Below are 21,330 nucleotides of genomic sequence, written 5' to 3'. Positions count from 1 at the left end.
TTGGCAAATCCTAGTTTAGACTTGGAATAACGTCCAACAGAAGTCGTCATATGACTGCCTTGTGATCCCGACATTCGTCGCTGCGCTGCGGCATTTCTCTGGTATGCCAGAGCGCGGCCGGTCTCCCATTTCGGCCGACGGGGTGTTACATGCCCGGCATGCGAGACGTTTTCGAAGATATCCACGAGCACCGGGATGATCCCACCGAGTCCGCGCGGCGCAGCATGCGCACGCCGTTGCGCAAGCGGTTCTATGAGGCCGTCAGCGTCGGAGAGATAAGTGAGGGCGGTTTTCCGGTGCTGCTCGACGGCCGCTCGGTGCGCACGCCGGCGAAGCGCTTGCTCGGAGCGCCTGATCGCCGGATTGCCGAAGCGCTCGTTGCCGAATGGGATGCGCAGAAGGATGAGATCGATCCAGCGAAGATGCCGCTGACGCGTCTTGCGAACTCGATCATCGACGGCGTTGCGGATAATCGCGCCGAGGTCGCTGCCGAGATCGAGAAATATCTCGGCACCGACATGCTGTTCTATCGCGCGCCGGAGCCCGAAGGCCTCGTCGCGATGCAGACCGAGCATTGGGATCCGCTGCTCAACTGGGCGCGCGACGATCTCGGTGCGCGCTTCGTGCTCGCCGAAGGCGTGATGCATGTCGAGCAGCCCGCGCATGCGATCGAAGCCGCGCGCAAAGCGATCCCGGGTGACACATGGCGGCTCGGCGCCGCGAACGCGATCACGACGCTGACGGGCTCGGCGCTGATCGCGCTCGCGCTGAACGCGGGCCGTCTCGATGCCGAGCAGGCGTGGGCGGCCGCGCATGTCGACGAGGATTGGAATATGTCGCTGTGGGGCCGCGACGAGATGGCGCTCAAACGCCGCGCGTTTCGTTGGGACGAGATGAAAGCTGCGAGTCTCGTTCTCGCGCGGTAACGGCCGACGCTTTCACGCCGGCCGTTTGTGTCCTTAAGCGAAGAACTCGAACTGCAGCGTGCTCGCCTGAACGCCGGAGACGAGCGTGACGTCGTCGCCGACAACGATCATCGCGCCGAGCGCTGAATCGCTGACCGAGTAAGCGACGCCTTCGTGCAGCGCGATCTTGTCGCCTTCGGCGGCGCTGTAGTCTTTGATGACGTCGAAGGTGTTGATGCCGTCGACCCGGCCGTCGACCGCGAAGAGATCGGCTCCGGCGCCGCCCCACATCTCGTCATTGCCGAGGCCGCCGTCGAGCCGGTCGTTGCCTTCGCCGCCGTACAGCTTGTCGGTGCCGGAACCGCCCGACAGTGTGTCGTTGCCGGTTCCGCCGTCGAGCGTATCGTTGCCGCTCCAGCCGATGAGGTCGTCATCGCCGGCGCCGCCATACATCTTATCGTTGCCTTCGCCGCCCCACATGTAATCGTTGCCGCCGTCGGTCGGCGTGCCGCGCGGGCCGGGGCGTGGGACGAAGTAGTCGCCGTGCATGATGTCGTCGCCGGCGCCGCCGTTCACGTCGTCGTTGCCGGCGCCGCCGACCAGGAAGTCGTTGCCGTCTTCGCCCCAGATCTTGTCGTCGCCCGCGTCGCCGTAGAGCGAGTCCTCGCCGGTGCCGCCGAGCAGGGTGTCGTTGCCGCCGCCACCGGAGAGGCGATCGTTGCCGCTGCCGCCGTTGAGCGTGTCGGCGAACGAGTTGCCCGTGATGGTGTCGTCGCCGCCGAAACCGTTGATCACGTATTTCTGCGCGATCGCGGAGTTTCCGCTGAGAGTATCGGCACCCTCGGTGCCGTTGATCGTCACGGTGCGCACGACGATAGGGCCCTGCGGGAAAGCCGCCGGCGCAAAGTCCTGCTCGATGCCCTCCGGCATGAGGACGGGTTTGAAGGTTGCCGCCGCCGTAGGGCTGAAAGCGGTCGTTGCGATCTTGGCCATGTCGTTTCTCCGTGACTGCGGGCCGCGTTATGCGACCGCTTGTCAGGAGAGACGGGATCGGTCCGGATTTCCGGACACGGGCGTCGCAAGATTTTCCACCGAACGTTTCGGCATAGCGGATGTCCGGTTCCGCCGCCGGCTTTCGTCTCTCGTTCCGAAGCCCCTTCCGGGCGTTGGAACAGAAACATGCTGGCTTGGAATTGCTCCCAGTCGCGGGCGCGCATCGTCGCACCTTGCACGGCTCTGGAGGCGAACGCGCTCGCAACACTCGAGGCGCTCGGCATCGCGGCCGCTATCGTGTCGGACTCCGGCGTTCTGATCGAAGCCAACAGTCTGCTGCGCGAGGCGGATCGCGCGCGCGTTCGGGCATGCTTCAAAGCGCTCGATGATTGGCCAGCGGAAATCGGTCTGCCGGCCGGGATCAACGGCGAGCCTGCGCTCGCACTCAAACTCGTGCGCCTCGACGGCGCCGATTCAATGCTCGTGACCGTGCGTGCGTTCGGGCCACGCGCGCAGCCCGATCACGTGCTGACGACGGCGTTCCGCTTCACGCCGGGCGAAGCGAAGCTCGCTGCGGCGCTGATGGAAGGGCTCAGTCTGGCGGAAGCCGCGAAGCGGCAGGGTATACGCGTCAGCACGGCGCGTTCTTATCTTGCGGAGCTGTTTCGCAAAACCGGAACGGGGCGGCAGGGCGAGTTGATCGCGCGCTTAGCGGGCGGCCGGCTCTAGCGGCCCGACAGGCGCTGCACCGCTATTGCCGCTGACGGCCGCTTGCTTGAGCGGTGCTTCGCCCGGCGGCGTTTCGACCGGTGCGCCGTCATACGGCGACGGCATGATCACGCGCAGACCGTCGCGCGTGTGTGACGGCGACAGCGACAACGGTGCGTCCGGCGTTGCGGTCGAGCGCACGCGGTCCCGGCGCTCGGCACGCGCGACAATCGGTGCGCCTTGCAGCTTCGCGCGCAGCATGTTGCGCACCGACGCCGGGAAGCTGCGCGAACGCTCGACTTCGACATAATCCGTCTTGTCGTATGGCTTCGTCGCGCCGGGCTTCAGCGTCATCGCTTTGCCGTCGACGATGATGACGTCGCCGGGCCTCATCGTCGGATCGTCGTAGACCGGGCCGCTCGATACGCGCGTCGAGAAGCAGCCGCAGGTCGCGCTGCTCGATTTCTGGAAAGCGCTTGCGTTGGCGAGTTTCTTGTAAACGCTGCGATCGTCCGCGACCGCGTTGTTGATGTCGTCGCCTTGACGACGGAACACTTTCGTCTCCGCGCCCGGGCAGCCGAGTTTGCACGCGAACGCGGCTTGCTCCTTGTCGACGCCGGCGGTGAGCGGGAAGTGGTAGCCGTCGCAGAGACGCACGCACACCATGCCGCCGCCGCTCGATGCCGAGGGGCCGTGGCGGCGCGGCGTCACCGTGATGCGGGCGCGCGGGTTGTCGTCGTGGCGGCTGGCGCCGCTGGAGGAGGGACCACCGAACAGAAACTCAAGCAAGCCTTGCGCGCGCGCAGGCGCAGCGCTGCTCAAGGCAAGCAGCGCGACTGCTAAGCCGAAGGTGGCTCGCTTGATGGAAGGCGTGAACACGCCGATGTCTCCAGGGCAGGTGTGGGCGCACCGTTCGCACACCTTATGCGCGAATCCAAGTAACTTCTGCGCGGCATGAAAGGTTTCAAAAGCGCAGGGTAAAAGACCGGTGGCAGATTTCAGTCGACCTGAGACGAAACGATGACGCGGGCGGGGCTTTACTCGGTCATTCCGGGGCGCGCTTGCTTGCGAAGCAAGCTGCGCGAGCCCGGAATCCATACTCCCTGTGCATGATCATTTGCGCAGGGGATATGGATCCCGGACAGCCGCAGCTCACTGCATGAGCTCGCAGCTTCCGGGATGACAGGCGGTGCCTAGTCGATCGCGCCTTCGGCCGCTTCGTTGATGACGGCGTCCGGGAAGGTTGGGTAGACGCCGAGGCTGCGTCCCATCTGCTGCGTGAGCGCTAACACGGCGTCGATATAAGGGGTTTCAACCTCGGCGAGGCGGCCGAGCTCCTGCACCGAGGTCAGCAAGGCGTCGAGTTCGAGCGGGCGGCCGCGTTCGAGGTCCTGCAGCATCGAGGTCTTGTGCGCGCCGACACGGGCCGCGCCGTTGATGCGCTTCTCGACATCGACGCGGAAGTGGACGCCGATGCGGCGGCCGATCTTCTCAGCCTCCAGCATCATGTTGCGCGAGAGATCGCGGGTGCCGGGCTCGGTGGCGACGATGTCGAGCGTCGCCCGGGTCAACGCCGAGATCGGGTTGAAGCAGAGGTTGCCCCACAGCTTGAGCCAGATGTCGTTGCGGATCTCCGGCATCACGGGCGCTTTCAGCCCGGACTTCTCCATCATCTCGGAGAGTTTTGTCGCGCGCTCGGTGACCTTGCGGTTCGGCTCGCCGAGGCCGAACTTGTCGCCCGAGATGTGCTTCACGACGCCCGGCGCGATGATCTCGGTCGCCGGATAGACCGTGCAGCCGATGATGCGCTCCGGCCCGATCGCATTCCACTGGCGCCCGCCCGGATCGACGCTCTCGATGCGGCGGTTCGCGTACTGGCCTTCGAAGCCGTAGAAATACCACCACGGCAGGCCGTTCTGCGCGGTGACGACCGCCGTGTTCGGGCCGAGCAGGGGCTTCATCTGCTCCGCCGATTCCCAAGCCTGATGCGCTTTGAGCGCGACGATGACGTAATCCTGCGGGCCGAGATCGGCCGGGTCCTTACTCGCCGGCATCTTGGCGACCTTCTCCTCGCCGCCGATCTGGAGCTTGAGCCCATCCCGGTTGATGGCTTCGAGGTGAGCGCCGCGCGCGACGAGCGACACGTCCGCGCCGGCGAGCTTCATCATCACGCCGATATAGCCGCCGATGGCGCCGGCACCGTAGATGCAGACCTTCATGAGTCCTCCCTAAGGCCGCCCGTTCCGGCAGCCGCTGTTATTCCGAACGGCGACGCCTCCCCCCGGATTTTCCCGCCTGATATTTTGCATACCAGAGGGTCGGTTATGGGGGAAGAGGTCGCGGTTGTAGGTGTTTGACCCTGCGCATTGTTGCGCTATGTGAATTCCAACAAGGGCTTGGAACGCACATGGACATTCTCGATCGATTGGAAGATCGGCGCGCGAAAGCACGCCTCGGCGGCGGCGAAAAGCGCATCGACGCACAGCATGCGCGCGGCAAGCTGACGGCGCGGGAGCGCATCGAACTTCTGATGGATCGCGACTCGTTCGAAGAGTTCGACATGTTCGTCCAGCACCGCGCCGTCGATTTCGGCATGGACAAGGGCGAGAAGATCCCGGGCGACGGCGTCGTCACCGGCTGGGGCACCGTCAACGGCCGTACGGTCTTCGTCTTCGCAAAAGACTTCACGGTGTTCGGCGGCTCGCTGTCCGAGACGCACGCGGCGAAAATTACCAAGATCCAGGACATGGCGATGAAGTCGCGGGCGCCGATCATCGGCCTGTTCGATGCCGGCGGCGCGCGCATCCAGGAAGGCGTTGCGGCGCTGGGCGGCTACGGCGACGTGTTCAAGCGCAACGTGATCGCATCCGGCGTCATCCCGCAGATATCCGTCATCATGGGCCCGTGCGCGGGCGGCGACGTCTATTCGCCCGCGATGACCGACTTCATCTTCATGGTGCGCGACACGAGCTACATGTTCGTCACCGGACCGGATGTCGTGAAGACCGTGACCAACGAAGTCGTCACGGCCGAAGACCTCGGCGGCGCGTCAGTGCACACGACGAAATCCGCGGTGGCGGACGGCGCGTTCGAGAACGATCTCGAATGCCTGCTGCAGATGCGCCGGCTGATCGACTTCCTGCCGTCGAACTGCGGCTCCGGCGTTCCGACCTGGCCGTCGTTCGACGACATCGAGCGCGACGAGCCTTCGCTCGACACGCTGGTGCCGGACAATCCGAACAAACCCTACGACATCAAGGAACTGATCCTGAAGGTCGTCGACGAGGGCGACTTCTTCGAGATCGGCACGTCTTTCGCGAAGAATATCGTGACGGGCTTCGGCCGCGTTGCGGGCGCGACCGTCGGCTTCGTCGCCAACCAGCCGATGGTGCTCGCCGGCGTGCTCGATTCCGATGCATCGCGCAAAGCGGCGCGCTTCGTGCGCTTCTGCGATGCGTTCAACATTCCGATCGTGACGCTGGTCGACGTGCCGGGCTTCCTGCCGGGCACGGCGCAGGAATACGGCGGGCTCATCAAGCACGGCGCGAAGCTCCTGTTCGCGTATTCGCAATGCACGGTGCCGCTCGTCACCATCATCACGCGCAAAGCCTTCGGCGGCGCTTACGACGTGATGGCGTCGAAGCATATCGGCGGCGACGTCAACTACGCGTGGCCGACCGCGCAGATCGCCGTGATGGGCGCGAAAGGCGCGGTGGAAATCATCTTCCGCCAGGACATCGGCAATGCCGAGAAGATCGCGGCGCGCACGAAGGAATACGAGGATCGTTTCCTCTCACCGTTCGTCGCCGCCGAACGCGGCTATATCGACGAAGTGATCAAGCCGCATTCGACCCGCCGCCGCATCGCGCGCGCGCTCGCGATGCTGCGCGAGAAGAAGGTCGAGATGCCGGTGCGGAAGCACGATAATCTGCCGTTGTAGCGCAATGACGGGATGCGGAATTTCTAGTAGCCCGGATGAAGCGGTGGCGAAGCCACGCGCGAAATCCGGGGGCGACGCTTCCCCGCATTGCGCGATCGGCGTGACGCGCCTCCGCTCCATGCGGGCTACGCAGAACGCGGAATCAGCTAAGCTCGGCATTTTAAGGAGGCGCGAATGCCCCATTACACCGCAATCGTTTCGCTCATTGCCATCGTGCTCTACTCCTACATCGCGACGCGGGTCGCGTCGGCGCACAAAAAATTCGGCGTGAAACTTCCGTCGATGGGCGGCAATCCGGATTTCGAACGTGTCTACCGCGCGCATGCGAACATGCTCGAATGGATGCCGACATTCCTCGTGCCGCTGTGGCTCATGGCGCTCTATCTCAGCGACATCGCGGCGGCGGCGGTCGGTGCCGTGTGGATCGTCGGGCGCGTGATGTATTTCGTCGGGTACAGCGAGGCGGTACAAAAGCGTATTCCGGGATTTCTCATCCAGGCGCTGGCCTGCGTTGCGCTGATTATCGGCGCTTTCGCTGGCATTATCATGCGGTGGGCGGCATAACGCGCGAGCACATTCTCGACACACACGCGGCCTAGTTTCAGATCATCCCCTCACACATTCGGGAGACCCGCATGACTTTCATGCACCGCAGTTTATCGCGCCGCGACACGCTTCGCGCGCTCACGCTCGCCGCACTCGGCGGCGCCATCGTTCACACCTCCGCTAACGCTCAAGGACGGCCTATGACCACCGCTTCAGGACTGCAGATCATCGACACCAAGCCGGGCACCGGCGCGAGCCCGCAGACCGGGCAGACCTGCGTGATGCACTACACGGGCTGGCTCTACGAGAACGGCCAGAAGGGCAAGAAATTCGACTCGTCGCTCGATCGCGGTTCGCCGTTCGAGTTTCCGATCGGCACCGGCCGCGTCATCAAGGGCTGGGACGAGGGCGTTGCAACGATGAAGGTCGGCGGCAAGCGCACGCTGATCATTCCGCCCGATATGGGATATGGCGCGCGCGGCGCCGGCGGTGTCATTCCGCCGAATGCGACGCTGATGTTCGATGTTGAATTGCTGGGCGTGAAGTAGTCCGCATCGCCTTCTCTCGGCGTAAATCGTAAAACTCCGTCATGGCCCGGCTTGTCCGGGCCATCCACGTTTTGCTTTACTTGTTTGAACAGAAGACGTGGATGGCTCCCATAAAGCGGACCATGACGAGAGTGTTCAAATGCTCCCCTCCCAACGCGATCTCTTCGATATTCCGCGCGACGTTTGCTATCTCAACGCCGCGTCGTATTCGCCGCTGCCGCTCGCAACGCAGGACGCGGCGCGCAAGGCGGTCGGCCGCAAGGGCCAACCCTGGCAATTCGACAACATCAACGCCTTCGCAGCGGAGCAATACGAACGCTGCCGCGCCGCAGCGGCGCGGCTCATCAATGCGGATCCGGCCGATGTCGCGTCGATCTCCTCGGTCGGTTACGGCGTTGCCATTGCCGGAAAGATTTTTGCGCCCGCGCGCGGCTCCCGCGTCGTCGTGTTTGCGGACGATCATTCGTCGCCCGTGCTCGAATGGCACGCGCGGGCGGAGCAGGGTGGTTTTGCGGTCGATACCGTGCATCGGCCCGCCGATCTCGATTGGACCTCAGCAGTTCTCGAAACGATCGCGAAGCCAGGTGCTGCGCCGGTGTCGCTCGTCTCGGTTTCGTCGGTGCATTGGTGCGATGGCGTGTTGCTCGACGTCGCGGCGATTAAAGCGGCGGCGGCGCGTGCCGGCGCGGCACTTCTCCTCGACTCGACGCAGTCGACCGGTGTCGTCGCGCTGGACGTCAAAACGCTCGATCCGGATTTCGTGATCTTCCCGACCTACAAGTGGTTGCTAGGGCCGTATGGCCGCGCCTTCGCCTATGTCGCGAAGCGTCACCAGAACGGCGTGCCTCTCGAACAGACGAGCGGCGGCCGCCGCGCCGTGAAGGCCGAGTCCGACGTCTACTTCGGTGATCTCGCTTACACCAACGATGCGCGGCGCTTCGACATGGGAGAGCGCGATTTCTTCGTCGGGCTCGAAATGGCGTCGCTCGGCATGGAGTATGTCGCGTCGCTCGGGCAGGCGGCGATCGAGGCGCGGCTGAGAATGCTGACTTCGCGGCTCGCCGACGGGTTGCGCGATGTCGCGGACATTGCGAGCGACACTGTGCGCGCACCGCATATCGTCAGCTTCAAGCCGCGCGGAAAAGACGCGCACGATGTCGTCGCAGCGCTCGCGCGCGAGAAGATTTTTGTCGCGCCGCGGCTCGGCCGTGTCCGCATTTCGCCGCACGTTTACAACGACGAACAGGATGTCGATCGCTGCATCGCGGCTTTGCGGCGTCTACTCGCATAGGGAGCCACCATGCCGCACAAACCGATCGAATATGCCGATGCATCGCCCGCCGTGCGTGCCGTCTACGACGACATCAAGTCGTCGCGCAATCTGCCGGACGTGAACAACTTCTGGAAGTATCTGGCGCACGATCCGGTGACGCTCAAACGCACATGGGAGAGCATCAAGGAAGTGATGGCGCCCGGCGCACTCGATCCGCTGACCAAGGAGTTGGTGTATCTCGCCGTCAGTGTCTCGAACGGTTGCGGCTATTGCATCGCGAGCCACACGGCCGCGGCGCGCAAGGCCGGCATGAGCGAAGCGATGTTCGGCGAGTTGATGGCTGTCGTCGGGATGGCGAACGAGACGAACCGCCTGGTCAACGGCTATCGCGTGCCGGTCGATCCGATGTTCGATAAATAACGGAGGAGGAAGCATGCCCTATTATTTCGTGGTCCGCGCGACAGTCGCGGACGAGTCGAAGCGCAGGGCGTTCGACAATTGGTATTCGCGCGAGCATCTGCCGCAGGCCATGGCGGCGTTCGGTTCGTCGAAGGCGTGGCGTTTCTGGAGCGAGGTTGATCCGTCGGTGCACCAGGCCGTCTATCGCTTCCCGGATCGCGGCGCGCTCGATCGCGCCGTCAACGGCGAGAAGATGAAACAGCTCGTCGTTGATTTCGATAAAGATTGGCCGGGCATTCCGCGCACGCGCGACATTCAGATTTTGGTTGAGGAAGTTTAGGTGCTCGCTACAAACTCCGTCATGGCCCGGCTTGTCCGGGCCATCCACGTCTTACTTTCTGACGCACCAAGAAAGACGTGGATGGCCCGCATAAAGCGGGCCATGACGGAGGCTTACGCAACGTCGCGTCTTGCCGCCTTCGCCTTATCCCGCGCGACTTTCTCCACCGCTTTCAAAACCCGCAGCGTGTTCTTGCCGGCGAGTTTTGCGAGCGCGTCCTCGGCCCAGCCACGCGCGATGAGTTCCGCGAACAGGTTCGGAAACTTCGACGCATCGTCGAGGCCGGGCGGCGTCGGGCCGCCGTAGAAATCCGAGCCGATGCCGATATGATCGATGCCGACGATGTTCGTCATGTATTCGATGTGCTCGGCGAGCAGCGTCGCGCCGTCCGCCTCCCAGCCGGTGCGCGCGAGCAGTCCCGCCGTCTCGTAGTCCGATGCGGCGAGATCCTGCCGCGATTTGCCGTGCTCGTCTTGATAGGGGCGCAGCGCCTGATGCGTGCGGCGGCGGATGAACGCCGGCACGAACGTCGCCATCACGATGCCGCGCTTCTCCGGAATGCGGCGCAAGAGATCGTCCGGTGCGTTGCGCGGATGCTCGCAGAGCGCAAACGCATTCGAATGCGTCAGCGCGACGGGCGCGTCCGACGCATCGAACACGTCATGCGCGGCTTTCGGCGACGCGTGGCTGACATCGATCAGCACGCCGAGCCGGTTGAGTTCCGCGACCACAGCACGGCCGAAATCCGTGATGCCGTCGTTCTTCGCCGCGTCGGTCGCGCTGTCGATCCAGTCGAGCGTCTCGTTGTGGCAGAGCGTCATGATGCGCATGCCGAGCGCGTGCCACATGCGGAGCGGTGCGAGCGAATTCTCAAGCCCGACGCCGCCTTCGACCGACATGATCGCGCCGATCTTGCCGCGGCGATGCGCGGTCGCGATGTCGCTCGCTTTGCGCACGGGGTGAAAGACATCGGCGTGCAGTTCCTCGATCTGCCGGATGACGTCGATCTGTTCCAGCGTTACCGTCGCCGGGTTGGCAATGCGGGTCGGCAGAAAGGCGGCGAGCACTTGCGCGGCGACGCGTCCCTCGCGCAGCTTCGGGATATCGGTGTCGGCGTCGTTGTGCGGCTCGCCGAGCCGGAACGCCGCGACGTTGCCGCGCGCGATCTTGTCGGCGCGGATCACCCAGGGCAGGTCGTTGTGGCCGTCGATCAGCAGATGACGCTGGAGAAAATCGTTGGCCTGCGCGAGCGCGGCCTTGCGGGACATCGTCATTCGGAACCTCTTGGCGGCAGACTGCCACCCTGCGGCGCGATAGGCCAGGGCGGCGCAACTAGCGAACCGCGCGCGACTCGGGCATATCGATACCACGAGGGCTCCGCATGTTTGTCGGCTTCCACCAATTGCCTCTGTGGCTGATGTTCTTCGTCATATTGGCGATGAGCATGACGGTCTGCTGGGTGATCCTCTGCGTCGTCCGCTGGTCGATACCGCGGCTCGGTTATGCGATCGACGAGCCGCTGCCGATCCGCGACTCGGTCATCGGCGCTTGCGGCGGCATGTTTGCGCTCATCGTGGCTTTCTCGGCGGCCGGCATCTGGAACGACGCGGTCTCGGCACGCAACGCGGTGCAGCGCGAGGCCGACGCGATCGAGAACGCGATGATCCTCACGCTCGGCCTGCCGGCGGAAGCGCAACAGCGCACCAACGATTATCTGCGGACGTATGTGAAGCAGGTGCTCGATATCGACTGGCCGGCGATGCGCAAATCCGAGCCGCTCGACGCGCCGATTTTCGACGAGTCCGAAAAGAGCCTGCTGTCGGCGATCGAACTTCTGTCGCGCCAGCACGACACGCTGCGCGCGGTCTCGACGTACGAGCCGCTGCTGCAGCAGGTTCTCGCGATCCGGCAGGCAAGGCTCTCGCGCCTTGCCGCATCAAATGCGGGCGTCACCTGGGCGCAGTGGTTTGCGATGTGGATCATCTCGACGACGACGCTGTTCTTCGTCGCGATCTGCAACAGCCATTCTTTCCGCACGCAGATCATCGCGACGCACTTCTACGCGCTGGCGATCTTGGCCGCATATTTCGTGATTTTGTCGCATGATCGGCCGTTCGTCGGCCAGATTTCGGTCCAGCCGACGGCGCTTTCGAGCCTGCTCAAATAGCCTTTACGTTTCTTTACACGGCCGAGAAGCTGGCGAAACGGCCATACTCCATCTTCCGGTCTCAGGATGGCGCAAAAGGCGCCTGGAGAGACCGAAATGACCGACCAACCGACATACCCGCAGCAAGGCCCGCAACAGGGTCCGCAGCCTGGCCCTTACGCTCAGCCGCCGGCTCCGCAGCCGCCGCGCCGCCGGGGCCGCCGCATTCTGTTCGGCCTGTTCCTCGTCGCGGTTGCCGCCGTCGCGGGCGGCCTCGCCGGCAAAGCCGCGACGGGCGGGTTCCGCCACCACTATGCGATGCACAGCTTCTCGGCCGACATGGACCCGGCGCGCATCGAGCAGCATGCGGACCGTATCGTTCGCCGCGTTGCCGAGGATGTCGATGCGAGCTACGAGCAGCAGGACAAGCTTCGCGCTGTCGCCAAGGCGGCCGTCCGCGATCTCGTCCCGCTCGCCGAGAAGGCCCGTTACGCTCGCCGCGAGGGACGCGGCCTGCTGACGCAGCCGAACCTCGATCGCGCCGGGATCGAGAAATTCCGCACCGAGCAGATGGCGCTGGCTGACGCTTTCAGCAAGCGTCTCGCGCAGGCTCTCGCGGATGCGAACGAGATCCTCACTGTCGAGCAACGCCGCAAGATCGCCGACCTGCTGCCGCCGCATCAGCGGCGCTGGGGCTGGCATCGCGGATAACGGTGCAGAGTAGTATTTCAAGCATCCATTTGATCCGGGAGTTTTCAGATGACCATGCGCATGGCATCGCCACTGTGGATCGCGGCGTTACTCGCCGCGATCCTTGGCGCGTTGTTGACGGCTGCCGTTTTTGGTTTCTTCTACGCCTATGCGTCCTCAGTGATGTTCGGCTTCGATACTTTGAGCGAGCAGAACGCCGTGATCGCGATGCAAGGTGTGAATGCGACAGTGCGCAATCGCTATTTCGCACCGGCGTTTTTCGGTCCGGCGCCGATGCTCTTGCTTGCGGCTGGCCTCGCCTATCTCGCGGATGCGCGGCAGGCGGGCTTCGCTTTTGCGGCGGCTGCAGTGGTCTACATGTTCGCGGCTTTCCTGCCGACGATGCTGGTGAATGTTCCGATGAACGATGCGTTGGCTCGCGTCTCTGCTCGGGGCTCCGACGTCGCTCAGGTTTGGGCAGAGTATTCGCCACGCTGGCAATGGTGGAACCTCGCGCGTACGGTGGCGAGCGGCTTCAGCGTTCTTCTGGCGTTGTTCGGATTGGTTTCACTTGGGGCCAGCGCGCGGACCACGTCGCGCGTGCCCGCTTCCATGGGACGGCTTGAAGCCGCTAGAGTTGCTTCGTGACACATCGCATCCTCCTTGTCGAAGACGACCCGCGCCTTGCCGAGATGCTGAGAAGCTATCTCGGCGATGCCGGTTTCACAGTGACGCACGCGGCGAACGGCGCGGCCGCGATGGCGGCGCATGGGCGTGGCGGCGCGGACGCGATCGTGCTCGATCTCATGCTGCCGGACGCAGACGGGCTGCAGCTCTGCCGCGAGATCCGCAGTAAGGACGATACGCCGATCCTGATGCTGACAGCGCGCGGCGATGCGATGGACCGCGTGATCGGCCTGGAGATGGGGGCTGACGATTATCTGCCGAAGCCGTTCGAGCCGCGTGAGCTGCTGGCGCGGCTCAAAGCGATCCTCCGCCGTGGCCGCGGTGAGCGCGCCGCCGACGTGATGCGTTACGGGCGGCTCGAAATCGATCCGGGCGCGCGCGTTGTGCGTCTCGATGGCGAAGACCGGCCGCTGACCAGCCACCAATTCGATCTGCTGCTCGTGTTGGCGAAGCGGGCAGGGCGCGTGATGAGCCGCGACGCGATCATGAACGAACTCAAGAGCGAAAACCTCGAAGCCTTCGATCGCTCGATCGACGTGCATGTCTCGCGCATCCGCGCCGCCATCGAGGACGATGCGAAGAACCCGCGCCGTGTGATCACGGTGCGCGGCGCCGGTTACGTCTTCGCGAAAGCGCAAGACTGATGCTGAGGCTCTACAAGAAAATCTATCTGACGATCGTCGTCAGCCTGATCGCGGTGGTCTTCATCGCGAGCGTTGCGTGGCGCATCGGCTGGAGCAATTCGTCGTTCGAGCGCGGCGTGCAGGTGATGGCCGAGTTCATCTCGATGTCATTGCCGTCGAAAGACGCGCCGGAGAGCGAGCAGCAAGAGGCGATCCGGCGCTTTGCCGACCGCCTCGATTCCGACCTCACGCTTTACGATGCGGACGGGCGCGTCATCGCGTCGTCCGGGAATGTTATTGCCGGACCGCGCTACGGCAGCGGCTGGGTGAAGGATCCGGGCGGCGCTGCTTGGGCGTTCCGCCTGCCGGATGGGCGAGCAGTGTCGGTGCGGCCGCCATGGCGGCATCGCGCGCCGCTCGGTGGGTTTTTGATTTTCCTCGGCGTGATCGCGCTGGTGGTCGGACTGTGCGCTTATCCGGTCGTGCGTGGGCTGACGCGGCGGTTGGAGCGGCTGCAGGTCGGCGTCGAGACTTTGGGCGCGGGTGATTTGTCGGCGCGCGTCGACATCAAGGGACGCGACGAGATCGCGCGCCTGGCGACGAGCTTCAACCGTGCGGCGACAAGGATCGAAGAGCTGGTCGGCGCGCATCGTTTGCTGCTCGCCAATGCGAGCCACGAGTTGCGTACGCCGTTGTCGCGCATTCGCCTCGGCATCGAGCTGATGCAGAAGAGCGACGATCTGGCGCGCCGCGCCGATCTGCAACGCGACGTCGCCGAGCTCGACGATCTGATCGACGAGATTTTGCTCACTAGCCGTTTGGACGCCGCGCCGCAGCTGCAACTCGAAGAGATCGATCTGCTGGCGCTCGCCGCCGAAGAAGCCTCGCGCTATCGCGATTGCGAGGTGTCCGGCGAGTCGGTCACGGTGAATGGCGACGCGCGTCTGCTCCGCCGTCTGGTACGCAATCTGCTCGACAATGCGGAGCGCTACGGCCGGCCGCCGACGGTGGTCGAAGTCAAGCAGGTCGATCGCAACGCGGTGCTGACGGTGAGCGATGCCGGCAACGGCATTCCGCAGACGGAGTGGGAGCGGGTGTTCGCGCCGTTCCATAGGCTCGACAGCACGTCGCGCGGCGCAGGGCTGGGGCTCGCGCTCGTGCGGCAAATCGCGCGCGCGCATGGCGGCGACATTTCCGTCGTCGCGCATCCGAATGCCGCGAGCGCGTTTCGCGCCGTGCTGCCGATCCTCTAAGAGTCTGTTTGGCGACTCCGACATCCCGAGATGGTTGATTGAAATGATCGCGCATCCTCCTCTCAGCTGTCATCCCGGAAACCGCCGCGCGTAGCGCGAAGCGGTTATCCGGGACCCACGTATCCCTGCATCGGCTGGGATTCATGGTTCCCGGATAGCCGCTTCGCGGCTTCCGGGATGACAGCTGAGACGATGCGCGGCCGGTGCGTCGCGAAGGGTGAGGTTTTTGAGCTGTCAAACAGACTCTAAGGCCGCACCGCCGGGGTCTCGACCGGCATGCCGCGGGCGCGCCACGCGAGGTAAAGTTCAAGGTCCACCCATTCGGGCGCGCCGTAAGCGAAGGCCGTCGCGCGCACGCCGCTCATGCAATTGCGGAAACGGCGCTGCAGCGAGCCGAGCGATTGCCATTCGAGGCGATACAGCGGGTATCCGTTCGCATGGCCTTGCGGGATCGGCGCGGAGGCGAGGCGTTTGCCCCAGTTGTCGTTGTGGCAATTGGCGCAGGAGAAGTTCAGCTGGCCGACGCGCGCGTTGAAGAGCTGCTCGCCGTTGCGGCGGAACGGTTCAAGGCGCGCATCGTCGGGCGGTGCGGTCGGCATCCCGCGCGACTGCAGCCCGATGTAGGCCGTGAGTGCGAGCATCTCGCGGCTCTCGTGCGCGAAGGGTTTCGCATCCTGCCGCGTCTCGCGGCAGATGTTGACTTGGCCGGCGAGATCGACCGGCCGTTGCTTCGCTTCGCTGTATGCCGGGTAACGCGCTGAAACGCCCTTCATCGTCGTGGCGGCATCGTTGTGGCACGAGGCGCAGGATTGCTTCACGCCGTCGGTCTTCGCCCACAGCGCTTCGCCTTCGCGGACCCAGAGAAATGCGGGATTCGACGTGTCGTCGGCCTGCATCTGACGGCTGTCGTTGCCGGCAAAGTCGAGGCCGGAGCGGCGTTCGTCGAGTGGGATTTCGGCGGCGCGCGTCGCTGCCGCTAATGATGCGGTTAAAGCGAGCGCGATGAGCAGACGCGAAATCATTCCACCGTGATCTGCACGGTTTCGGTCTGCGTCTCGCCTTTGTCGTCGACCCACGAAAATCGCATCGGGCCACTCTCGACCGCGATGGTGGTGAAGACGATGAATGGATTCGCGGCAATCGCAGGCGAGAGGTCGGCACGGAAAACTTCCGCTCCGGCGTAGTTGCACGAGAACGAATTGATGATGTCGCGCGGGATTGTCGCGCCAGATTCCGAATGGCGGAATCCCGTCTCCATGATGTGCGCGATCAGCGTCTTGATCTCGATGACGTCGCCTTTCTTCGCTTTCGGCGGAACACTGATCAGAGGCTTTGCCATCAGAGCACGCCTCCCCAAAAAATGGGGAGCCATGCTCTAATTTTTTTGTCGAGCATGATCTTATCCGAAAACCGGCTTCCACTTTTCGGGATCATGCTCACAGATCCTCCAAACACGCCGCCAGCGTCACGATCACATCCGCGCTGTCCGACCAGTACGTTCCGTCCGACAGTTCCGCGATGGCGATCACGGTCTGCGTGTTGGCGAGGCGGATGCGCGTCTGCACGCGCGCGCGCCCGGCGCGCGGGCCGAGATGAAACACCGCGATATGCGGCTGCGGATTCTTTTCGTTGAACATCGCGATGCGGCGCACATGTTCCCCCTCCGTCATCGGCGAGTCGACGCTGACAGTCACCTGCACGGAGTTGCCGTTTTCGACGAGCGGCGGCACGTCGAACTTCACCTTGCCGGATTTGATCTCGTGCTCGCCCGCGAAGGCCTTGATCGCCGCGCGCATATCCTCGGGCTCGGCGCTGGCCGGGCGCACGAGCATGAGCGCGGACGCACCGGCGCCAGCGGCCAAAAGATTTCGTCGCGTGATGTTCTTCATCATCGTCATTCTCTCAGTGTACCGAGAAAAGCCACGACGTCTTCGATCTGTTCCGCCGTCAGCACGGGCTTACCGCGAAACTGCTGCGCGACCTGATTGAGACCGTCGATACGGTAGTAGGCCGGCATGATCGTGTCGGGATTGAGCTTGCCCGCATCAACAATGCGTAAGCGCAGCTGGCCTTGGTTCCAGCGGCTGCCGGCGCCGGCGAGGCTCGGCGAGAGATCGCCTTGGAAGCGCTCCTCCGGGAAGGGGCCAGAGTGGCAGAGCATGCAGAGGCCGATCTGGCGCGTCGCGACGATTTTCCGCCCGTTGACGGGATCGCCCGGCTTGCCGGTCAGCGATTGCGGGATCGCATCGCCGTCGATCACGTAGGGGACGAGCGATTGCGCCCCGGCGGGCGACAGAAAAAACGCGGCGGCGCAACCGCACGCCGCCGCGAATGTCGTGACCTTAGCCATAGACCTCGGTGGTGATGCGCTGGAACCAGCCGTCGGCGAACTGCGCCTCGAGCTTGCGCACATCGGCCGGCGCATCGATCGGGCTGACGCCTCCGGCGCCTTCGACATCGGCCCAGACGCCATCCTTCACCCGATAAACGCCCGCGACCGAGATGCCGTAGTCCGGCGCGACGAGGCTGTAGCAGGTGTTGATCATCTTCGGCTCGGCCGGCGTGCCACCTTTGAGCAACGTCGCGATCGCCTGCGCGGCGGACTTCGCCTGCGCATTCGCCGAGAAAGCCGACTTCGGCATCGCGCCTGCGATGCAGGCGTCACCGAAGACGTGGATGTTCGGCTTGAGCTTCGACTCGAACGTCACGGGATCGATCGGGCACCAGCCCGAATTGTTCGCGACGCCCGCATCCTGCGCGATCTTGCCGGCACGCTGCGGCGGGATCACGTTGGCGACCGCGGCCTTGAAGCTCTTGAAGTCAGTCGTCAGCGTCTTCGTCGCCGGATCGACTTCGTTGACCTTGCCGCCCTGCGACAGCGAGACCCATTCGAGGTGGTCCGGATAAAGCTCCTTCCAGGCATTCTGGAACAAGCGCTGTTTGGAGAACTGATCCTTCGCGTCAAGCACGATCAGCTTCGACTTCGGCTTCTTCGTTTTGAGATAATGCGCGATGAGGCTCGCGCGTTCATATGGCCCCGGCGGGCAGCGGAACGGATTGGCCGGCACCGACATGACGACGAGACCGCCGTCTTCCAGCGACTCGAGCTGGCGCCGGAGCAGGTCGGTCTGCTCACCCGCACGCCAAGCATGCGGCATCGCCTGCGTCGCACTCTCGGTGTAGCCGGGCAGCGCGTCATAGCGAATGTCGATACCAGGCGTGACGACGAGACGGTCGTAGGGGATGACCGTTCCGTCGGCGAGCATGACGCGTTTGGCTTCCGCGTCGACGCCGGTCGCCATCTGCTGGACGAGCGTGATGCCTTCGCGCTTCACGGCGTCGTAGCCGAACTGCTGGCTTTTCAGCTCGCGCGAACCGCCGATGACAACGTTGGAGAACGGGCAGGCCGTGAAGGTCTGGTTGAGTTCGATCAGCGTCACGGCGATGCCTTGCCGCTTCAATTCGCGCGCCGCGCTCGTTCCGGCAAAGCCGCCGCCGATGACGACGACGCGCGGAGCCGCGCCTTGCGCGAAGACCGGAGCGGCGAACATCGATGCGGCGCCGGCGCCAAGTGCGAGTTTGAGAACGTGTCGGCGTGTTGTGTTTGTGGATGTGATCATGTGCCCGCCCTCACTTCTGCGCCGCATACCAGGCCGCGATCGCTTTGACTTCGTCTTCGTTGAAGCCTTTGGCGATGCGTCCCATCACGGTCGATGCTTGAGCGCCGCTCGCGAAAGCGGCCATCTGCGTGACGATCTCGGTGGCGGGTTTGCCGTTCAGAGCCGGAACCAGAATGCCGGCGACCGGCGCCGGCGGATGGCAACCGGAGCACGCGAGAGCACCGGGTGGCGGCGCATTCTGCGCGGGCGCATTCTGCGCAAGAACCGGCGTCGATAAAGCTATTCCCAACACAATGAGTGGGGCAGGGCGGATCAAAGCATTCCTCCAAATGCCAGGGTAAAGAGCAGGTTTTTCCGCTCGGCTGCCGCGCTGGCGTGTCGCGGCAATTGTTCTGATTTGACGGTATCTAAAGCGCGGACGGCAAGAGAAGCGAAATTTCTTTTGCCGCCCGCGGTAGCACGCACATTGTCCGACTTACGACGTTTTGAGATCAGTGTTCTTGAGCGGCAGGTTTCGCACGCGCTTGCCAGTCGCTGCGAAGATGGCGTTGAGCACGGCAGGAGCCGCCACCGCGATGGTCGGCTCGCCGACGCCGCCCCAGAAGTCGAAGCTCGGGATCGTCTTCGTCTCGACTTCCGGCATCTCGTCGATGCGCATCACGTTGTAGGTGTCGAAGTTCTCTTGCTCGACGCGGCCACCCTTGATCGTGCACTCGCCGTAGAGCGCGGCCGAGAGACCGTAGACGAACGAGCCTTCGACCTGGCGGGCGACCTGCTCGGGGTTCACGACGTGACCCGGATTGGTCGAGGCGAAGATCTTGTGGACCTTCACTTTGCCGCCCGTCACCGACACTTCGGCTGCTGCTGCGACGTAGCTGCCGAAACCCATGATCTGGGCGAGGCCGCGGAAGCGGCCCGGTTGCGCCGGCTTGTCGTAGCCGATGCCTTCAGCCACCGCGTTGAGCACCGCGAGATGCTTCGGGAAGTTGGTCATCAGCTTGCGACGGAAGGCGAGAGGGTCGACACCCGCGGCGTGTGCCAGCTCGTCCATGAAGCATTCGACGTAGATGGCGTTCTGGTTGAGGTTGACGCCGCGCCAGAAGCCTGGCGGCACCGGCGGATTGCGCATCGCGTGATCGATGAGCAAATTCGGAACGCCGTAACCGAACGGGCCTTCGGCGCCGCCCGGATTGAGGCCTTGGAAAACGACCGGGTCGCGGCCGTTCTGCATCGCTTCCGGACGCACGACTGTAAGGATCGATTGCCCCGAGATGCGCATGTGCAGGCCGACGAGATTGCCGTCCTTGTCGAGACCGCCGGTCAATTTGCACTGCGTGATCGGGTGATACATGCCGTGCAGCATGTCCTCTTCACGCGTCCACTGCAGCTTGATCGGAACGCCCGGCATTTCCTTCGCGATCATTGTCGCCTGACGGACGTAATCGTGGAAAGCGCCGCGACGGCCGAAGCCACCACCGAGGTGGAGCTTGTAGACATCGCATTTCGCGACCGGCAGACCGGCTGCATCGGCGAGCACCGCGAGCGCGGCTTCGCCGTTTTGCGTTGCGATCCAGCCTTCGCACTTCTCGGGCGTCCAGCGCACGAGCGCGTTCATCGGCTCCATCGGGGCGTGGTTCTGGAACGGATACGAGTAGACCGCTTCGACTTTCTTAGCGGCACCCGCAATCGCGCCCTTGGCATCGCCGGCCTGGTTGCCGACGAAAGCCTGTTCGGCCGTGAGGCCTTCCTTCAACATCGCGGCGATCGTCTCGCTCGAGACATTCGCGTTCGGGCCGTTGTCGTATTCGATCGGCAGAGCATCGAGCGCGGTCTTCGCGCGCCACCACGTGTCGGCAACGACCGCAACAGTCGACGGGTTGATCTGCAGCACCTTCTTGACGCCCGGCATGCCTTGAATCTTCGCAGCGTCGAAGCTTTTGATCTTGCCGCCGAAGACCGGGCAGTCCTTGACGGACGCACAGAGCATGCCGTCCATCTTGAGGTCGGCCGCGTAGACGAGCTTGCCGTTGACCTTGTCCTTGGTGTCGAGGCGCGCCAGCGGCTTACCGGCGATCTTCCACTCCTTCGGATCCTTCAGCTTGATCTGCGCCGGCGGCTGAAGCTTGCCGGCTGCATCGGCGACCTTGCCGTAGGTCGTGGTGCGTCCGGAGCCTGCGTGAGAGATCACGCTCTTCTCGGCTTTGCACTCGGTGGCCGGAACTTTCCATTCGTTGGCTGCCGCCTGGATCAGCATTTCGCGTGCGGCTGCGCCGCCTTCGCGAACATACTGGTTCGACTCGCGAATGCCGCGGCTGCCGCCTGTGGAATAGTCTTTCCAGATGCGATTGCGCGCGACGTTCTGGCCCGGCGTCGGGTATTCAGTCGTCACCTTCGACCAGTCGCACTCGAGCTCTTCGGCGACAAGCTGGGCGAGACCCGTGAGCGTGCCTTGACCCATCTCGGAGCGCGCGATGCGGATCACCACCGTATCGTCGGGTTTGATCACGACCCAGGCGTTGACCTCGGGCGCAATCTGCGGCGCCTGCGCGAGCGCATCGCCGAGCGAAACATGAAAGCCGAACGACAATCCACCGGCCGCTGCTGCGGAGCCGACGAGAAAGTTACGGCGCGAAACGTCGAGTTGTTGCGTCATCATTTC

At 64.0% G+C, this 21,330-nt stretch carries 24 protein-coding genes; 13 read left to right on the top strand and 11 right to left on the bottom strand.

Going from position 1 to position 21,330, the window contains the following annotated elements; all coding sequences use genetic code 11:
* Positions 1 to 158: 158 nt before the first annotated feature.
* Positions 159 to 926 (top strand): ATP12 family chaperone protein, encoded by a 768-nt coding sequence (locus tag GJW30_RS17765; protein ID WP_096358905.1) that lies wholly within the window; start codon positions 159 to 161, stop codon positions 924 to 926.
* Positions 927 to 959: 33 nt separating this feature from the next.
* Here the strand turns inward: GJW30_RS17765 and GJW30_RS17760 are convergent, their stop codons facing one another.
* A complete protein-coding gene (locus GJW30_RS17760; RefSeq protein ID WP_096357702.1) occupies positions 960 to 1,898 on the bottom strand; it encodes a calcium-binding protein in 939 nt (312 codons plus the stop codon).
* A gap of 186 nt (positions 1,899 to 2,084) precedes the next feature.
* On the opposite strand from GJW30_RS17760, the gene GJW30_RS17755 reads away from it, so the two are divergent.
* Positions 2,085 to 2,627, top strand: coding sequence for a helix-turn-helix transcriptional regulator (locus GJW30_RS17755; protein WP_096357700.1), 543 nt, complete (start codon positions 2,085 to 2,087; stop codon positions 2,625 to 2,627).
* Here GJW30_RS17755 and GJW30_RS17750 read toward each other — a convergent pair.
* Positions 2,607 to 3,485: a DUF2865 domain-containing protein gene (locus GJW30_RS17750; RefSeq protein WP_096357698.1), complete on the bottom strand. Its 879-nt coding sequence runs from the start codon at positions 3,483 to 3,485 to the stop codon at positions 2,607 to 2,609. The two genes, GJW30_RS17755 and GJW30_RS17750, sit on opposite strands and share 21 nt — an antisense overlap.
* A gap of 314 nt (positions 3,486 to 3,799) precedes the next feature.
* Complete coding sequence (locus GJW30_RS17745; protein ID WP_096357696.1) at positions 3,800 to 4,825, bottom strand: 2-dehydropantoate 2-reductase; 1,026 nt, start codon at positions 4,823 to 4,825, stop codon at positions 3,800 to 3,802.
* Positions 4,826 to 5,013: 188 nt separating this feature from the next.
* Between GJW30_RS17745 and GJW30_RS17740 the strand changes: the two genes are divergently transcribed.
* The 6 genes from GJW30_RS17740 to GJW30_RS17715 all read left to right on the top strand — a co-directional run bounded on the left by GJW30_RS17740 (position 5,014) and on the right by GJW30_RS17715 (position 9,652).
* On the top strand, positions 5,014 to 6,546 hold the full coding sequence (locus GJW30_RS17740; RefSeq protein WP_096357694.1) for an acyl-CoA carboxylase subunit beta: 1,533 nt from the start codon (positions 5,014 to 5,016) through the stop codon (positions 6,544 to 6,546).
* A 174-nt stretch (positions 6,547 to 6,720) separates the two neighbouring features.
* Positions 6,721 to 7,110: an MAPEG family protein gene (locus tag GJW30_RS17735; RefSeq protein ID WP_096357692.1), complete on the top strand. Its 390-nt coding sequence runs from the start codon at positions 6,721 to 6,723 to the stop codon at positions 7,108 to 7,110.
* A 71-nt stretch (positions 7,111 to 7,181) separates the two neighbouring features.
* Positions 7,182 to 7,640 (top strand): FKBP-type peptidyl-prolyl cis-trans isomerase, encoded by a 459-nt coding sequence (locus GJW30_RS17730; RefSeq protein WP_245408550.1) that lies wholly within the window; start codon positions 7,182 to 7,184, stop codon positions 7,638 to 7,640.
* Between the two features lie 139 nt (positions 7,641 to 7,779).
* Positions 7,780 to 8,931, top strand: a complete 1,152-nt coding sequence (locus GJW30_RS17725) for an aminotransferase class V-fold PLP-dependent enzyme (protein ID WP_096357690.1) — start codon at positions 7,780 to 7,782, stop codon at positions 8,929 to 8,931.
* A gap of 9 nt (positions 8,932 to 8,940) precedes the next feature.
* Positions 8,941 to 9,333 carry a carboxymuconolactone decarboxylase family protein gene (locus GJW30_RS17720; RefSeq protein ID WP_096357688.1) on the top strand — a complete coding sequence of 131 codons (393 nt, stop codon included), beginning with the start codon at positions 8,941 to 8,943 and terminating at the stop codon, positions 9,331 to 9,333.
* Between the two features lie 13 nt (positions 9,334 to 9,346).
* A complete protein-coding gene (locus GJW30_RS17715; protein WP_096357686.1) occupies positions 9,347 to 9,652 on the top strand; it encodes a hypothetical protein in 306 nt (101 codons plus the stop codon).
* Between the two features lie 113 nt (positions 9,653 to 9,765).
* On the opposite strand, the gene GJW30_RS17710 is transcribed toward GJW30_RS17715, so the two are convergent.
* Positions 9,766 to 10,926, bottom strand: coding sequence for a dipeptidase (locus tag GJW30_RS17710; RefSeq protein WP_096357682.1), 1,161 nt, complete (start codon positions 10,924 to 10,926; stop codon positions 9,766 to 9,768).
* 107 nt (positions 10,927 to 11,033) lie between these two features.
* On the opposite strand from GJW30_RS17710, the gene GJW30_RS17705 reads away from it, so the two are divergent.
* From GJW30_RS17705 to GJW30_RS17685, 5 genes are all read left to right on the top strand, one after another.
* Positions 11,034 to 11,819, top strand: coding sequence for a bestrophin-like domain (locus tag GJW30_RS17705; protein WP_096357680.1), 786 nt, complete (start codon positions 11,034 to 11,036; stop codon positions 11,817 to 11,819).
* Between the two features lie 96 nt (positions 11,820 to 11,915).
* Complete coding sequence (locus GJW30_RS17700; protein ID WP_157746782.1) at positions 11,916 to 12,509, top strand: Spy/CpxP family protein refolding chaperone; 594 nt, start codon at positions 11,916 to 11,918, stop codon at positions 12,507 to 12,509.
* Positions 12,510 to 12,557: 48 nt separating this feature from the next.
* Complete coding sequence (locus GJW30_RS17695) at positions 12,558 to 13,136, top strand: anthrone oxygenase family protein (RefSeq protein WP_245408549.1); 579 nt, start codon at positions 12,558 to 12,560, stop codon at positions 13,134 to 13,136.
* Entirely contained in the window at positions 13,133 to 13,819 is a 687-nt protein-coding gene (locus GJW30_RS17690; protein WP_096357676.1) for a response regulator, read from the top strand. The genes GJW30_RS17695 and GJW30_RS17690 overlap by 4 nt, the downstream gene beginning before the upstream one ends.
* Positions 13,819 to 15,051 carry a sensor histidine kinase gene (locus tag GJW30_RS17685; protein ID WP_096357674.1) on the top strand — a complete coding sequence of 411 codons (1,233 nt, stop codon included), beginning with the start codon at positions 13,819 to 13,821 and terminating at the stop codon, positions 15,049 to 15,051. The genes GJW30_RS17690 and GJW30_RS17685 overlap by 1 nt, the downstream gene beginning before the upstream one ends.
* Before the next feature lie 245 nt (positions 15,052 to 15,296).
* On the opposite strand, the gene soxA is transcribed toward GJW30_RS17685, so the two are convergent.
* The 7 genes from soxA to GJW30_RS17650 all read right to left on the bottom strand — a co-directional run bounded on the left by soxA (position 15,297) and on the right by GJW30_RS17650 (position 21,324).
* Positions 15,297 to 16,073, bottom strand: a complete 777-nt coding sequence (soxA, locus tag GJW30_RS17680) for a sulfur oxidation c-type cytochrome SoxA (protein ID WP_096357672.1) — start codon at positions 16,071 to 16,073, stop codon at positions 15,297 to 15,299.
* Complete coding sequence (soxZ, locus tag GJW30_RS17675; RefSeq protein ID WP_096357670.1) at positions 16,070 to 16,390, bottom strand: thiosulfate oxidation carrier complex protein SoxZ; 321 nt, start codon at positions 16,388 to 16,390, stop codon at positions 16,070 to 16,072. Before soxZ ends, soxA begins: the two co-directional genes overlap by 4 nt.
* Positions 16,391 to 16,487: 97 nt before the next feature.
* Positions 16,488 to 16,940: a SoxY-related AACIE arm protein gene (locus GJW30_RS17670; protein WP_430727103.1), complete on the bottom strand. Its 453-nt coding sequence runs from the start codon at positions 16,938 to 16,940 to the stop codon at positions 16,488 to 16,490.
* A gap of 5 nt (positions 16,941 to 16,945) precedes the next feature.
* Positions 16,946 to 17,401 carry a sulfur oxidation c-type cytochrome SoxX gene (soxX, locus tag GJW30_RS17665; RefSeq protein WP_096357666.1) on the bottom strand — a complete coding sequence of 152 codons (456 nt, stop codon included), beginning with the start codon at positions 17,399 to 17,401 and terminating at the stop codon, positions 16,946 to 16,948.
* Positions 17,394 to 18,671 (bottom strand): NAD(P)/FAD-dependent oxidoreductase, encoded by a 1,278-nt coding sequence (locus GJW30_RS17660; RefSeq protein WP_096357664.1) that lies wholly within the window; start codon positions 18,669 to 18,671, stop codon positions 17,394 to 17,396. Before GJW30_RS17660 ends, soxX begins: the two co-directional genes overlap by 8 nt.
* Positions 18,672 to 18,681: 10 nt before the next feature.
* A complete protein-coding gene (locus GJW30_RS17655; protein WP_245408547.1) occupies positions 18,682 to 18,987 on the bottom strand; it encodes a c-type cytochrome in 306 nt (101 codons plus the stop codon).
* A 159-nt stretch (positions 18,988 to 19,146) separates the two neighbouring features.
* Positions 19,147 to 21,324, bottom strand: a complete 2,178-nt coding sequence (locus tag GJW30_RS17650) for a xanthine dehydrogenase family protein molybdopterin-binding subunit (protein WP_096358901.1) — start codon at positions 21,322 to 21,324, stop codon at positions 19,147 to 19,149.
* Between the last annotated feature and the right edge of the window lie 6 nt (positions 21,325 to 21,330).

It is taken from the genome of Variibacter gotjawalensis, from assembly GCF_002355335.1.
Classification (GTDB): Bacteria; Pseudomonadota; Alphaproteobacteria; order Rhizobiales; family Xanthobacteraceae; genus Variibacter; species Variibacter gotjawalensis.
This window is presented reverse-complemented; position numbering and strand designations above follow the sequence as displayed.

Coding starts and splice junctions, on each gene's coding strand:
- GJW30_RS17765 (WP_096358905.1), top strand. CDS start 159: ATGCGAGACGTTTTCGAAGATATCCACGAGCACCGGGATGATCCCACC.
- GJW30_RS17760 (WP_096357702.1), bottom strand. CDS start 1,898: ATGGCCAAGATCGCAACGACCGCTTTCAGCCCTACGGCGGCGGCAACC.
- GJW30_RS17755 (WP_096357700.1), top strand. CDS start 2,085: ATGCTGGCTTGGAATTGCTCCCAGTCGCGGGCGCGCATCGTCGCACCT.
- GJW30_RS17745 (WP_096357696.1), bottom strand. CDS start 4,825: ATGAAGGTCTGCATCTACGGTGCCGGCGCCATCGGCGGCTATATCGGC.
- GJW30_RS17740 (WP_096357694.1), top strand. CDS start 5,014: ATGGACATTCTCGATCGATTGGAAGATCGGCGCGCGAAAGCACGCCTC.
- GJW30_RS17735 (WP_096357692.1), top strand. CDS start 6,721: ATGCCCCATTACACCGCAATCGTTTCGCTCATTGCCATCGTGCTCTAC.
- GJW30_RS17730 (WP_245408550.1), top strand. CDS start 7,182: ATGACTTTCATGCACCGCAGTTTATCGCGCCGCGACACGCTTCGCGCG.
- GJW30_RS17725 (WP_096357690.1), top strand. CDS start 7,780: ATGCTCCCCTCCCAACGCGATCTCTTCGATATTCCGCGCGACGTTTGC.
- GJW30_RS17720 (WP_096357688.1), top strand. CDS start 8,941: ATGCCGCACAAACCGATCGAATATGCCGATGCATCGCCCGCCGTGCGT.
- GJW30_RS17715 (WP_096357686.1), top strand. CDS start 9,347: ATGCCCTATTATTTCGTGGTCCGCGCGACAGTCGCGGACGAGTCGAAG.
- GJW30_RS17710 (WP_096357682.1), bottom strand. CDS start 10,926: ATGACGATGTCCCGCAAGGCCGCGCTCGCGCAGGCCAACGATTTTCTC.
- GJW30_RS17705 (WP_096357680.1), top strand. CDS start 11,034: ATGTTTGTCGGCTTCCACCAATTGCCTCTGTGGCTGATGTTCTTCGTC.
- GJW30_RS17700 (WP_157746782.1), top strand. CDS start 11,916: ATGACCGACCAACCGACATACCCGCAGCAAGGCCCGCAACAGGGTCCG.
- GJW30_RS17695 (WP_245408549.1), top strand. CDS start 12,558: ATGACCATGCGCATGGCATCGCCACTGTGGATCGCGGCGTTACTCGCC.
- GJW30_RS17685 (WP_096357674.1), top strand. CDS start 13,819: ATGCTGAGGCTCTACAAGAAAATCTATCTGACGATCGTCGTCAGCCTG.
- soxA (WP_096357672.1), bottom strand. CDS start 16,073: ATGATTTCGCGTCTGCTCATCGCGCTCGCTTTAACCGCATCATTAGCG.
- soxZ (WP_096357670.1), bottom strand. CDS start 16,390: ATGGCAAAGCCTCTGATCAGTGTTCCGCCGAAAGCGAAGAAAGGCGAC.
- GJW30_RS17670 (WP_430727103.1), bottom strand. CDS start 16,940: ATGAAGAACATCACGCGACGAAATCTTTTGGCCGCTGGCGCCGGTGCG.
- soxX (WP_096357666.1), bottom strand. CDS start 17,401: ATGGCTAAGGTCACGACATTCGCGGCGGCGTGCGGTTGCGCCGCCGCG.
- GJW30_RS17660 (WP_096357664.1), bottom strand. CDS start 18,671: ATGATCACATCCACAAACACAACACGCCGACACGTTCTCAAACTCGCA.
- GJW30_RS17650 (WP_096358901.1), bottom strand. CDS start 21,324: ATGACGCAACAACTCGACGTTTCGCGCCGTAACTTTCTCGTCGGCTCC.